Annotated in this window: 13 protein-coding genes and 1 riboswitch; of the genes, 6 read left to right on the top strand and 7 right to left on the bottom strand. The window is 71.1% G+C overall.

Features of this window, described 5'->3' with window-relative positions; genetic code table 11:
• Positions 1–23 precede the first annotated feature (23 nt).
• The 6 genes from FK530_RS01415 to napA form a co-directional block, all read right to left on the bottom strand.
• Positions 24–773, bottom strand: a complete 750-nt coding sequence (locus FK530_RS01415; RefSeq protein WP_146485196.1) for an ABC transporter ATP-binding protein — start codon at positions 771–773, stop codon at positions 24–26.
• Positions 770–1,837, bottom strand: coding sequence for a FecCD family ABC transporter permease (locus FK530_RS01410; RefSeq protein WP_166443237.1), 1,068 nt, complete (start codon positions 1,835–1,837; stop codon positions 770–772). The genes FK530_RS01415 and FK530_RS01410 overlap by 4 nt, the downstream gene beginning before the upstream one ends.
• An 85-nt stretch (positions 1,838–1,922) precedes the next feature.
• Positions 1,923–3,059, bottom strand: coding sequence for a glutamate--cysteine ligase (locus FK530_RS01405; protein ID WP_146485195.1), 1,137 nt, complete (start codon positions 3,057–3,059; stop codon positions 1,923–1,925).
• A gap of 2 nt (positions 3,060–3,061) precedes the next feature.
• Positions 3,062–3,793 carry a superoxide dismutase[Cu-Zn] gene (sodC, locus tag FK530_RS01400; RefSeq protein ID WP_146485194.1) on the bottom strand — a complete coding sequence of 244 codons (732 nt, stop codon included), beginning with the start codon at positions 3,791–3,793 and terminating at the stop codon, positions 3,062–3,064.
• Between the two features lie 119 nt (positions 3,794–3,912).
• Positions 3,913–4,380, bottom strand: a complete 468-nt coding sequence (locus FK530_RS01395; RefSeq protein WP_146485193.1) for a LytR C-terminal domain-containing protein — start codon at positions 4,378–4,380, stop codon at positions 3,913–3,915.
• 19 nt (positions 4,381–4,399) lie between these two features.
• Complete coding sequence (gene napA / locus FK530_RS01390) at positions 4,400–4,726, bottom strand: nucleoid-associated protein NapA (RefSeq protein ID WP_146485192.1); 327 nt, start codon at positions 4,724–4,726, stop codon at positions 4,400–4,402.
• A 171-nt stretch (positions 4,727–4,897) separates the two neighbouring features.
• On the opposite strand from napA, the gene FK530_RS01385 reads away from it, so the two are divergent.
• Genes FK530_RS01385 through FK530_RS01375 form a run of 3 tightly spaced genes read left to right on the top strand, consistent with a single transcriptional unit; the run spans position 4,898 to position 6,859 of the window.
• On the top strand, positions 4,898–5,488 hold the full coding sequence (locus tag FK530_RS01385; RefSeq protein ID WP_126196193.1) for a peptide deformylase: 591 nt from the start codon (positions 4,898–4,900) through the stop codon (positions 5,486–5,488).
• A 1-nt stretch (position 5,489) separates the two neighbouring features.
• Entirely contained in the window at positions 5,490–6,377 is an 888-nt protein-coding gene (locus tag FK530_RS01380) for a GNAT family N-acetyltransferase (protein ID WP_146485191.1), read from the top strand.
• Positions 6,374–6,859, top strand: coding sequence for a DUF1990 domain-containing protein (locus tag FK530_RS01375; RefSeq protein WP_146485190.1), 486 nt, complete (start codon positions 6,374–6,376; stop codon positions 6,857–6,859). Before FK530_RS01380 ends, FK530_RS01375 begins: the two co-directional genes overlap by 4 nt.
• Here the strand turns inward: FK530_RS01375 and FK530_RS01370 are convergent.
• Positions 6,856–7,197 carry a GNAT family N-acetyltransferase gene (locus FK530_RS01370; RefSeq protein WP_146485189.1) on the bottom strand — a complete coding sequence of 114 codons (342 nt, stop codon included), beginning with the start codon at positions 7,195–7,197 and terminating at the stop codon, positions 6,856–6,858. The genes FK530_RS01375 and FK530_RS01370 overlap by 4 nt on opposite strands.
• Before the next feature lie 132 nt (positions 7,198–7,329).
• Here FK530_RS01370 and FK530_RS01365 point away from each other — a divergent pair, with 132 nt between their 5' ends.
• The 3 genes from FK530_RS01365 (at position 7,330) to thiC (ending at position 11,121) form a co-directional block, all read left to right on the top strand.
• A complete protein-coding gene (locus tag FK530_RS01365) occupies positions 7,330–8,169 on the top strand; it encodes an ABC transporter ATP-binding protein (RefSeq protein WP_146485188.1) in 840 nt (279 codons plus the stop codon).
• Positions 8,166–9,293, top strand: a complete 1,128-nt coding sequence (locus FK530_RS01360; RefSeq protein ID WP_146485187.1) for an ABC transporter permease — start codon at positions 8,166–8,168, stop codon at positions 9,291–9,293. Before FK530_RS01365 ends, FK530_RS01360 begins: the two co-directional genes overlap by 4 nt.
• 31 nt (positions 9,294–9,324) lie before the next feature.
• A riboswitch (TPP riboswitch) is annotated at positions 9,325–9,437 on the top strand.
• On the top strand, positions 9,433–11,121 hold the full coding sequence (gene thiC, locus FK530_RS01355; RefSeq protein ID WP_146485186.1) for a phosphomethylpyrimidine synthase ThiC: 1,689 nt from the start codon (positions 9,433–9,435) through the stop codon (positions 11,119–11,121). Its footprint overlaps the riboswitch before it by 5 nt.
• Positions 11,122–11,160: the final 39 nt, after the last annotated feature.

The following is an 11,160-nucleotide window of genomic DNA, read 5'->3' as shown; positions in this document are numbered from 1 at the left end:
TCGATCCTTTCGATCGGTCGGTTCTACAGTTCGAAGCGGATGCGCGGCGGGCCGGAGCGCGCCGCGGACACGACGGGCCGCACACCGTAGACCTCCGCGATGCGTTCCGGGGTGAGCACCGCGGCCGGGGTGCCGGCGGCGACCACCCGTCCGCGGTCGAGGAGCACCAAGCGGTCGCAGCTCTGCGCGGCGAGGTCGATGTCGTGGATGGCGGTGACGGTCGTCTTGGACGTGGCCCGCAGCAGGCGCAGCAGGTCCAGCTGGTGCCGCACGTCGAGGTGGTTGAGCGGCTCGTCGAGCAGCAGAACGGGCGTGTCCTGCGCGAGCGCGCGGGCGATGAGGACGCGCTGGCGCTCACCGCCGGAGAGCCCGAGCACGCTGCGGTGCCGCAGGTGGGTGGCCCCGACCGCGGCGAGGGCCGCATCGCAGGCGCGCGCCGCAGCGGCGCTGCCGGCGTCGCCGTGCGCGAACCGGCCCAGCATGACGGTCTCGCCTGCGGTGAAGCCCAGGTGCCCGGTCTCGCTCTGGGTGACCGCGGAGACGCGGCGCGCACCCTCGCGGCGCCGCAGCGCGCCGAGTTCCTCACCCCCGACGCGCACTGATCCTGCGGTCGGGGTCACGGCGCGGTAGAGGCAGCGCAGCAGCGTCGACTTGCCGCTGCCGTTGGGGCCGATCAGCCCGACGTGTGCGCCCGCGGCGATGTCGAGCGAGACCTCGTGCAGCACACGGGTGCCGCCGAGGTCGACGGTGATCCGGTCCAGTTCCACCCTCACGCCGCACCGCCCAAGAGCCCACCGCGCCGCCGCAGCAGGACGATGAAGACGGGGACGCCGACGAGGGCCGTGACGATGCCGAGCGGCAGCTCGCGCGGCGCCACCACCAGGCGGCTGAGCAGGTCCACCCAGACCAGGAGGAGGGCGCCGACGAGCGGCGCGAGCAGGAGCACCGCCCGGTGCGCCGGGCCGACGATCATCCGGACCGCGTGCGGCACGACGAGGCCGACGAAGCCGACGGTGCCCGCGATCGCGACGAGGACGGAGGTGATGACGACGATGACGAGGAAGAGCATCCGGCGGGCGCGGTGCGGGTCGAGACCGAGTGCGGCGGCGGCCTCGTCGCCCTGCGCGAGGACGTCGAGCACGCCCGCCAGGCGGCCCGTGATCGCGGCGCACAGGGCGACGGTCGCGGCGACCAGCGGCAGCACGGACCATTGCGCGCCGCCGAGCCCGCCCAAGAGCCAGAACATCACCGATCGCGCGGCGTCGCCGACGGGATCGAAGAAGACGATCGCGCCCGCGAGGCCCTGGAAGGCGAAGGCGAGCACGACGCCCGTGAGCACCAGGCGGACCGGGCTGAGTGCACCGTCGGCGGTCCGGCTGAGGAGGTAGACCAGCAGGGAGGCGAGCACCGCCGTCGCGAACGCCGCGCCGGCGGTGCCGGCGATCCCGAGGCCCGCGACGACCCCGGTGGTGACCACGAAGCTGGCGCCGACGGAGGCACCGCTGGAGATGCCCAGGATGAACGGGTCGGCGAGCGGGTTGCGAACGAGCGCCTGGCAGGCGACGCCGGCGATCGCGAGGCCGGCGCCGACCAGGGCGGCGAGGAGCACGCGCGGAACGCGCAGGTCCCAGAGGATGGAATAGGTCGACGCGTCCTCGCGGGCGAGGGCTCCGCCGGTCAGCGCGGCCCAGAGGAGCCGGCGCACGTCGCCGAGCGGCACCGTCGCCGCGCCCTGCGACACCGCGACGGCCATCGACACGACGAGCAGCGTCGCGAGGACTCCGGCGAGGAGGAGCGGGGAGGCGCCGACGCGGCGGCCGGGCGGAGAGGAGGGCACGCGACAAAGTTAACGACAATCATTTTCGTTAACAAAGACGCATGCGTCTATATGGATCCGCGCCGCCGGCGGGCTACCGCACGGGCTACGGCAGGATCAGCTCGTTCGTCACCGATCGCACGACGGTGCGGTAGGCGTCGGGGCTGCACACGCCGTCGGCGACCGCGCGCTGCCGCTGGTACGAGGCACCCTGACGCGGGATGTCGGCGACGGCCGCCAGCTCGCGGGAGCAGCCGAGCCGCCGCGCGACGGGGGCGAGCTGCTCGAGCAGGTCGTCGAGGTCCTCGGTGACCAGGCGCTCGTTGTTGTCGGCGTCCTGGATGATGATGGCGTCGAGCCCGTACCGGGCGGCACGCCACTTGTTCTCCTGGACGTGCCAGGGCGGCAGCGTCGGCAGGGTCTCCCCCGCGTCCAGGCGCGCGTCGAGCCAGACCACCAGGCAGTGGATCAGGGCGACGACCGCCTCGAGCTCCGCGAACGACGACATCCCGTCACAGATCCGGACCTCGATCGTGCCGAGGTGACAGGCGGGGCGGATGTCCCAGCGGATCTCGTTGAGGTGGTCGATGATCCCGGTGGTCTTCTGATCGTGCACGAAGCGCTCGAACTCGCTCCACTGCTCGAACTGGAAGGGCAGGCCCGCGGTGGGCAGCTGCTGGAACATCATGGCGCGGGTACTGGCGTAACCGGTGTCGTGCCCGCCCCACATCGGGGAGCTGGCCGACAGCGCCAGCAGGTGCGGGTAATGGTTGAGCAGCGCCGAGATGATCGGCAGCACCTTGTCGCGGTGGTTCACGCCGACGTGCACGTGCACGCCCCAGATGAGCATCTGCCGGCCCCACCACTGCGTGCGGGCGATCAGCTCGTCGTAGCGCGGATTGTCGGTGAGCTGCTGCGCGTTCCACTGCGCGAACGGGTGCGTGCCAGCCCCGAACAGGTCGACGCCCATCGGGTCCGCGGCGGCGCGCACCGCGCGGATCACCGTCGCCAGGTCGACCATCGCCTCCGCGGTGTTGTCACAGACGCCCGTCACCACCTCGACGGTGTTGCGCAGCATCTCCGAGTGCACCTGCGGCGCGATGTCCGGGTGGCCGGCGCGGATACCGTCGAACAGTTCGCCCGCGCGGCTCACGAGGTCCGCGGTCTCCCGGTCGACGAGGGCGAATTCCCACTCGACGCCGATCGTCGGCCGCGGCGACGCCTCGAAGGCGACGGGCTCGATGACTAACCGACCTTGATCACGCCGCAGGCGATGCGCCCGCCGGCGTCGCCGGTGCTGAGGGTGGTCTCGTCCGGCACGGGCTGGCCCGGCACGACGTTCGTGTACCGCGCCGACGGGATGTTGCCGAAGTTGTCGGGGCCCGCGTGGATCATGAGCGCGTTGCCGTCGGCGTTCTTCTTGATGTCCGCGAGGGTGAAGGCGCCGGTGCTGGTCACCGTCTGGCCGGTGCCGTTGGCGTTGACGTAGATCGAGACGAGGTCACCCGTCATGGGGTGCCCGGAGGCGCCGGCCTTCTGCCAGTGGCCGCCGGCGGAACCGAAGTTGGTCGCGGAACCCGGGGCGCCGTTCTTGGCGACCGAGTTCGGCTCGCACTTGCCCACCTCGTGGATGTGCATGCCGTGGAAGCCTGCGGGGAGGCCGGTGACGCGGACGTCGATCACCACGACGCCGTCCTTCTCCGAGAACGAGGCCTTACCGGCGCTGCTGCCGTCGGGCTTGACGAGCGAGGCCTCGGCGGTGCCGGCCGACGGCGTGCTCTCGCCCGGCTTCTCCTCACCGTGCGCGGCCGGGTCCAGGCTGCGGACCGGGCCCTGGCCGGGCACCGTCGCGCCGGTGACGACCGGCGGGGTCGTGCCGGGCGCGTCCGAGGGCTTCTCGTCCGCGGCGCAGCCCGACAGGGCGAGGGCCACCACCGGAAGGATCGCGATCGGGGCGAGGAACTGACGCTTCGTCATCGATGACTCCTTATGGGACGGCTGACCGGGGCTGGGCCGCCCTGGGGCTGGTGTTGCCCGAAATCATATCGGGACCGCTCTCGCGGCGAAGGACAGGTCCCCGCTGCGCCTGTCGCCGGCTACTTTCTGACGACCGCGACGGCGAGCGCGCCGCTGCACGCCTCGAGCCCGGCGGGGCGTGCCGCGGTCGCGGAGCCGGGGAGGGCGGTGGAAACCGTCTTCGCGGCGTCCTCGCCGCCGTCCTCGAAGTACACGGTGGTGGCGCGGGGCGCGGCGAGCCGGTTCGGCCACGCCGCGGCGGCCTCGCCCTGCACGGTGATCCCGGCCTTCTTCAGCTTGTCGCGCGTGTCGGCGACGGGAGCCCTGGCGACGGAGAGCAGGCACACCGTCGGCTTGTCGGCGGCGGGCTGCGCGGTCTCGGTCGCGCCGGCCTTGATCTTGGCCTCCTGCGCGTTGAGCGCCGCCTGCGGATCGTCGTTGCGGGTCACGAGCCCGTGGACCCCGATGGCCGCAAGAATGATCGCGGCCGAGATCAGGATCATGATGATCGTCCGGATCGGCACGGCCCGGGTGTTCTGAGTGCTCACGACACCCGACTGTATCGGATCACGTGATCTCGAAGCCGAGCTTGCGAGCGGCGCGAGCCTTCTGCCGGCTCGCCCGGACCCGGCGCAGGCGCTTGACGAGCATGGGGTCGGCGGCGAGCGCCTCGGGGGTGTCGACCAGGGCGTTCAGGACCTGATAGTAGCGGGTCGCGGAGAGCCCGAAGAGCTCCTTGATCGCGTCCTCCTTGGCGCCGGCGTACTTCCACCACTGGCGCTCGAAGGCCAGGATGTCGTGCTCGCGCCTGGTCAGGCCGTCCTCGCCCCGCTCGTCGACGGGCTGCGCGTCAGTTCGGTCCGTCTTCTGCGCGGCCGCACCGGCGCCCTCCATGCGTTCCCCTCGCATTCGAAATAACACTTCTGTAGTTCGCGTCAATCTAACCACGGCGGGCGGCGGCGTCACGGGGCTGCGGGCGCGTGTCGCGCACCTCCGCGCGACCGGAGTCCCGTCGCGCCCGGTGCGCCGGTGCGGCCCGCACCGCCCCCGACTACCGTGTACGCCATGTCCGTCCTCCCCATCGTCATCGTCGGCGACCCCGTGCTGCACACCCCCACGACGCCCGTCGAGCTGGACGCGGACGGCAGGCCGTCGGCCGAGATCGTGACCCTGCTCGACGACATGTACGAGACCATGGACGTCGCGAACGGCGTGGGTCTCGCCGGCAATCAGGTGGGCCGCGACCTCCGCCTGTTCGTCTACGACTGCCCCGACGAGGAGACTCGCGAGCGCCGCCGGGGCGAGGTGATCAACCCCGTTCTCACCACCTCGGAGATCCCCGAGACGATGCCGGACCCGGACGACGACTGGGAGGGCTGCCTCTCCGTCCCGGGCGAGTCCTTCCCGACGGGCCGCGCCGACTGGGCCAAGGTCGTCGGCACCGACCGCAACGGCGAGAAGGTCGAGATCGAGGGCACGGGGTTCTTCGCGCGCATGCTGCAGCATGAGACCGGCCACCTCGACGGGTTCCTCTACACCGACGTCCTCACCGGGCGCTACGCCCGGCAGGCGAAGAAGTTCATCAAGAAGCAGGGCTGGAACGTTCCGGGGCTGACCTGGGTGCCGGGCACCGTCGAAGACCCTTTCGGGCACTGACGTGCCGGTTCCCGGCGACCGCGTCGTCGTCCGGCGGCTGCTGCCGTCCGGACGGGCCTCGGATGTCATCGGGACCCTGCTGGCCGACGGCGACGAGCTCCGCGTCCGGGCGGACCGCGACGGCGCGGAGCACCGGATCCCGCGTGCCGAGATCGTCCGGTGGAAGGCGGTGCCGCCCCGACCCGTGCGGACGAGCGAGATCCGGTCCCTGGACCTGGCGCGCGCCCGGTCGTGGTGGTCGGTGGAGCGGGAGTGGGTCGACGGCTGGCTGTGCCGTGCGGCGCCGGGCCTGCCGGGGAATCGCGCGAACGCGGCGGCGCCGCTGCACCCGGACGCCTCGCTCGACCGCCTCGACGGCGTCCGCGCCTGGTACGCCGCCCGGAACCTGCCACTCCGCCTGACGCTCTCCGACCGGCTCCTGCCCGGGGCGTCCGCGCTGGCGCCCGTCGTCCAGCCGACCGAGGTACTGACGGCGCCCGCCGCCGCCGGGGCCGATGATGACGTCCGGTTCGCCGCCGCGCCCGACGCGGCCTGGCTGACCCTCACCGGCACCGCCGAGCCGCTCGTGACCTCGGTCGACGGGACCGTACTGTTCGCGACGCTCGCCGGGCCCGACGGTGCGCCCGCCGCCGCGGGCCGCCTCGCCCTCGCTGCGGACGCCACGGGAACGGTGTGGGGCGGGATCGGCTCGATGTCCGTCGCGCCCGAGCATCGCCGGCGGGGCCTCGCCTCCCGCCTCCTCGGAGCACTGCGGGGGCGCGCGGCGGACGAGGGCGCGCAGCGGGTCTTCCTCGAGGTCACCGCTGAGAACACGGGCGCGCAGGCCCTCTACCTCGGCCTCGGGTTCACCCGCCACCACGGCTACCACTACTGGGCCGCGCCGCGATGACCCGTCCCGCAGCACCGGCCTGGGTCGACGCACCATCGGGCTTCCGGCGCGCCGAGATCGTCACGACCATCGGCCACGGCGACGAGGAATTCGCCCGCGCCGCGCACGACGTCCTGCACTGGGCGGTGAAGACGCGCAGCGGCTTCGCCGTCTCGACCGACGGACCGGTCGAGCCCGGGCAACGGGTCACGGTGACCGCGTGGGTCGCCGGGGTCACGGTCCGGGAACCCGTCGAGGTGGTCGACGTGGTGCGCACCGCCGACCGCGTCGGTTTCTCCTACCGCACGCTCCCCGGGCATCCGGTGCGCGGCGAGGAGGCCTTCGTCGTGCACCGCGACGGCGACGCCGTACTCCTCACGATCCGGTCGCTGACGCGGCCGGCGCCGCGCGGCTTCTGGCGCGCGGTGTACCCCGCGCTCCTCGTCGCGCAGCGGGTGGCGCGCGCCCGGTACGTCCGGGCGCTGGCCACCCCGAGTAGCTAGGTGTGCGCCGCCGAGTCCACGACGTCCTGGTACTGCGGGAACCGGGCGATGAACGACCGGACGTACGTGCATACCGGGATCACGCGACGCCCCCGCGAGCGCAGGTCGTCCAGGACCCCCGACACGAGAGCTCGGGCGAAGCCCTGCCTGCCGAACTTCTCCATGACCACCGTGTGCAGGAGGATCACGTCACCGTGCTCGGTGACCTCGTACCCCTCCACCCCGATGAGCTCATCGCCCGACCAGAGTTCGTACCGGTCGCGCACCGGATTATCGAAGAGACGCAACGACTCCCCCAGTTCCAGCGTGGGCGGGGGAACCTCGACCTTGTCAGCCATGAACACCTCCATGTGATGCGGATCACTCCACCGTACGCCGCGACCCCGACAAGTCGGCGCACACGCGCCCGGTGTTTTCACATCTGTCACATTTCTTGATCGTGAATCCGAGAACGCCGCTACTGTGAAGCGATGACGATGGTCGCCCGCGGACTCACGCGGACCTTCAAGCAGCACGTCGCCGTCGCGGACGCGACCCTCACGCTGACCCCCGGCCGCATCACCGGCCTGGTCGGCCCGAACGGCGCCGGCAAGACGACGCTGCTGCTCATGCTCGCGGGCCTCCTCCGCCCGTCCAGCGGCGTCATCGAACTCGACGGCGCCCCCATCGCACCCGAGGCGCTGCGGACCCGCATCGGCTGGATGCCCGACGTCTTCGGCACATGGGATTCACTGACCCCCATCGAGATCCTGACCACCTTCGCGAAGCTCTACGGCGTCCCGTCGGGCGAGGCACGCGCGCGGGCGCAGGACCTGCTGGCGCGCGTGCACCTGGCGGAGTTCGCCGACCGCCCGGCCCAGGTCCTCTCGCGCGGGCAGAAGCAGCGGCTCGGATTCGCCCGCGCGATGGTGCACCACCCGCCGATCCTGCTGCTCGACGAGCCCGCCTCCGGCATGGACCCGCGGTCGCGGTTCGAGCTGCGCGATTCGCTGCGAGCGCTCGCCGACAGCGGCGTCGCGGTCCTCATCTCCTCGCACATCCTCTCCGAGCTGGGCGAGATGGTCGACGACGTGGTGATGATGTCCCGCGGCCGCACCGAGGCGCCCCCGGAATCCGCCGCGACCCGATGGCGGATCCGCCTGCTCGGCGAGCCACCGAGCGGCGGAACGTATCTCACCTTCGACTCCGAGGCCGACGCCGCCGCGCACCTCGCGCAGCGGATCGCCGACGGTGACGCGGTCGTCGAGTTCGCCCGCGCCACCAACGCCCTCGAGGACTCGTACTTCGCACTGGAGGCTGATCGCACATGAACGGCTTCTCCGGATGGTGGCGCACCGTCGGCGTGCTCACCGGGCTGGAACTGCGCCAGCGCACCCGCGCCACCCGCTGGCGCCTCCTGCTGGGCGCGTTCTTCCTCGTGGTGTCCGCCGTGGTCTTCGGATCGCTGTGGTTTGCCCTGACGACGGGCGGCCGCACGCCGTACCAGGACTGGAGCGAGAATCTCTACCTGATCCTATTCGGTTTCGTCGGCTTCCTCGGGCTGGTGATCGCCCCGACGATGACCGCGACATCGATCAACGGCGACCGCAAGGACGCAACTCTCGCCGTCGTGCAGGCGACGCCCGCCAGCGGCGCGCAGCTCGCCACAGGGAAGCTCCTGGGTGCGTGGATCGCCTCGTGCATGTTGTTACTGGTGTCGAGCCCCTACATCGTGTGGTCGATCGTCGCCGCGAACTACCCTCTGTGGTCGTCACTCCTCGGCGTCGTCGTGATCGCGCTCCTCTTCCTGGCCTACTGCGGCGTCGGCCTCGGCTTCTCAGCACTACTCGCCCGCCCGATCGGGTCGGCCGCTGTCACCCAATTGACGATGCTGTTCCTCCTGATCGGCCTCCCGATCATCGCCGTCATGCTGGTACCCGCCACGGAATCCGAGGTCGACGCTCAGCGGCCGACCTGGACATCGACGGCGTCCGAAACCGAATACGGATGCAGCGTCGTCACCGATTCCGTAACGGTGCAGCACACCGAACGCATCTGGTGGATCATCGCGCCGAATCCCGCAGTGGTGCTGGCCGACGCGGCAGCACAACGGGATGCGGGTCGCAGCAGTGAACAGAGGCGGTACGCGGACTACACCGATGACGACGGCTCTCCACGACGGCGGCCATCGGAGTCCGCGCTCGGCCACCTCGCCGACGGCGTGTCCGAGTTCCGCACGCCGCCCGATACGAACCAGGACCGAGGTTGCCCGCGAGTCCGGGGCGACGTGATCCTGGACGATGTCCCCGACTACGACACGACCCGGTACCTCGGACGCACCTGGTACTGGGGTCTGTTGGCCAACCTTGCGCTCGGCGGCATCGGTCTGGCCTTCGCGGCGCGCCGGCTGCGCGTCCCCGCGGGCACGCTGCCTCGGGGCGTGCGCATCGCCTGACGCCGCGAGGATCGTGCGTTACGCTCGAAAGCGCACACCACACGGGAGCTCACCGCAGTGAGCTGAGAGGACGTCTAGAGCGGGCGTCGACCGTACGAACCTGTCCGGGTAATGCCGGCGTAGGGAAGAGGAGTCCCGCATGTCTGTTTCCGCATCATCACCCGTCTCCACCGTCACCGTCGGCCCGATCGAGGGCTCGGAGAAGCAGTACCGCACCCTCCCGGGAGCCGACGGCGCCGCCGACCTGCAGGTGCCCTACCGGCGCATCGCGCTCACCAACGGCGACCATCACGACGTCTACGACACCTCCGGCCCGTACACGCAGTACACCGCCGAGGACCAGCTGCACGACCTCGCCGAGGGCCTGCTGAAGACCCGGGACGGCTGGAACAGGCCGGCCCCCGTGGACGGCGCGAGCACGCAACTCGCTTGGGCACGTGCGGGAATCATCACCGACGAGATGCGATTCGTCGCGGCCCGCGAGGGATTCGATCCGGAGAAGGTGCGTGAGGAAGTGGCCGCCGGCCGCGCCGTGATCCCCGCGAACCGCAAGCACCCCGAGCTGGAGCCCGCGATCATCGGCAAGGCCTTCGCGGTGAAGATCAACGCGAACATCGGCAACTCGGCCGTGACCAGCTCGATCGCCGAGGAGGTCGAGAAGATGGTCTGGGCAACCCGGTGGGGCGGCGACACCATCATGGACCTCTCCACGGGCAAGGACATCCACGAGACCCGCGAGTGGATCATGCGCAACGCGCCGGTCCCCGTGGGCACCGTGCCGATCTACCAGGCGCTGGAGAAGGTCAAGGGCGACCCGACCAAGCTCACCTGGGAGATCTTCCGGGGCACCGTGATCGAGCAGTGCGAGCAGGGCGTCGACTACATGACCGTGCACGCGGGCGTGCTCCTGCGCTACGTGCCGCTCGCCGCGAACCGGGTGACGGGCATCGTCAGCCGCGGCGGTTCGATCATGGCGGCGTGGTGCCTCGCACACCACGAGGAGTCGTTCCTGTACACGCACTTCCGCGAGCTGTGCGAGATCCTCCGCGAGTACGACGTGACCTTCTCCCTCGGCGACGGCCTGCGGCCGGGATCGATCGCGGATGCGAACGACGAGGCTCAGTTCGCGGAACTGCGCACGCTGGGCGAGCTCACGAAGATCGCGAAATCCCATGGTGTGCAGGTGATGATCGAGGGCCCCGGCCACGTGCCGATGCACAAGATCGTCGAGAACGTGCGGCTCGAGGAGGAGCTGTGCGAGGAGGCGCCGTTCTACACGCTCGGTCCCCTCGCCACGGACATCGCTCCGGCGTACGACCACATCACCTCGGCCATCGGCGCCGCGATCATCGCGCAGGCCGGCACCGCCATGCTCTGTTACGTGACGCCGAAGGAGCACCTGGGCCTGCCCAACCGCGACGACGTCAAGACCGGCGTCATCACCTACAAGATCGCAGCGCACGCCGCGGACCTCGCCAAGGGGCACCCCGGCGCGCAGTCCCGTGATGACGAACTGTCCAAGGCGCGCTTCGAGTTCCGCTGGGTCGACCAGTTCAACCTGTCCCTGGACCCGGACACCGCGCGCGAGTTCCACGACGAGACGCTGCCGGCCGAGCCCGCCAAGACGGCGCACTTCTGCTCGATGTGCGGCCCGAAGTTCTGCTCGATGCGGATCAGCGCCGACGTGCGCGCGTACGCCCAGGAGCACAACCTGGTCACCCAGGAGGACATCGACGCCAAGCTCGCCGCCGACATGGCCGCGAAGTCGCAGGAGTTCGCCGACGCCGGTGGCCGCGTGTACATCCCGCTCGAGACCACGCACGCGTGAGCGATCCTCGGCAGGCCGCGGTCGCCGATCCGACGACGG

It is taken from the genome of Tsukamurella conjunctivitidis (assembly GCF_007858475.1).
Taxonomy (GTDB): domain Bacteria; phylum Actinomycetota; class Actinomycetes; order Mycobacteriales; family Mycobacteriaceae; genus Tsukamurella; species Tsukamurella conjunctivitidis.
The sequence above is the reverse complement of the archived record's forward strand: the minus strand, read 5'-3'. Positions and strand labels throughout refer to the sequence as shown.

Coding starts and splice junctions, on each gene's coding strand:
- sodC (WP_146485194.1), bottom strand. CDS start 3,793: ATGACGAAGCGTCAGTTCCTCGCCCCGATCGCGATCCTTCCGGTGGTG.
- napA (WP_146485192.1), bottom strand. CDS start 4,726: ATGGAGGGCGCCGGTGCGGCCGCGCAGAAGACGGACCGAACTGACGCG.
- FK530_RS01385 (WP_126196193.1), top strand. CDS start 4,898: ATGTCCGTCCTCCCCATCGTCATCGTCGGCGACCCCGTGCTGCACACC.
- FK530_RS01375 (WP_146485190.1), top strand. CDS start 6,374: ATGACCCGTCCCGCAGCACCGGCCTGGGTCGACGCACCATCGGGCTTC.
- FK530_RS01370 (WP_146485189.1), bottom strand. CDS start 7,197: ATGGCTGACAAGGTCGAGGTTCCCCCGCCCACGCTGGAACTGGGGGAG.
- FK530_RS01365 (WP_146485188.1), top strand. CDS start 7,330: ATGACGATGGTCGCCCGCGGACTCACGCGGACCTTCAAGCAGCACGTC.
- FK530_RS01360 (WP_146485187.1), top strand. CDS start 8,166: ATGAACGGCTTCTCCGGATGGTGGCGCACCGTCGGCGTGCTCACCGGG.
- thiC (WP_146485186.1), top strand. CDS start 9,433: ATGTCTGTTTCCGCATCATCACCCGTCTCCACCGTCACCGTCGGCCCG.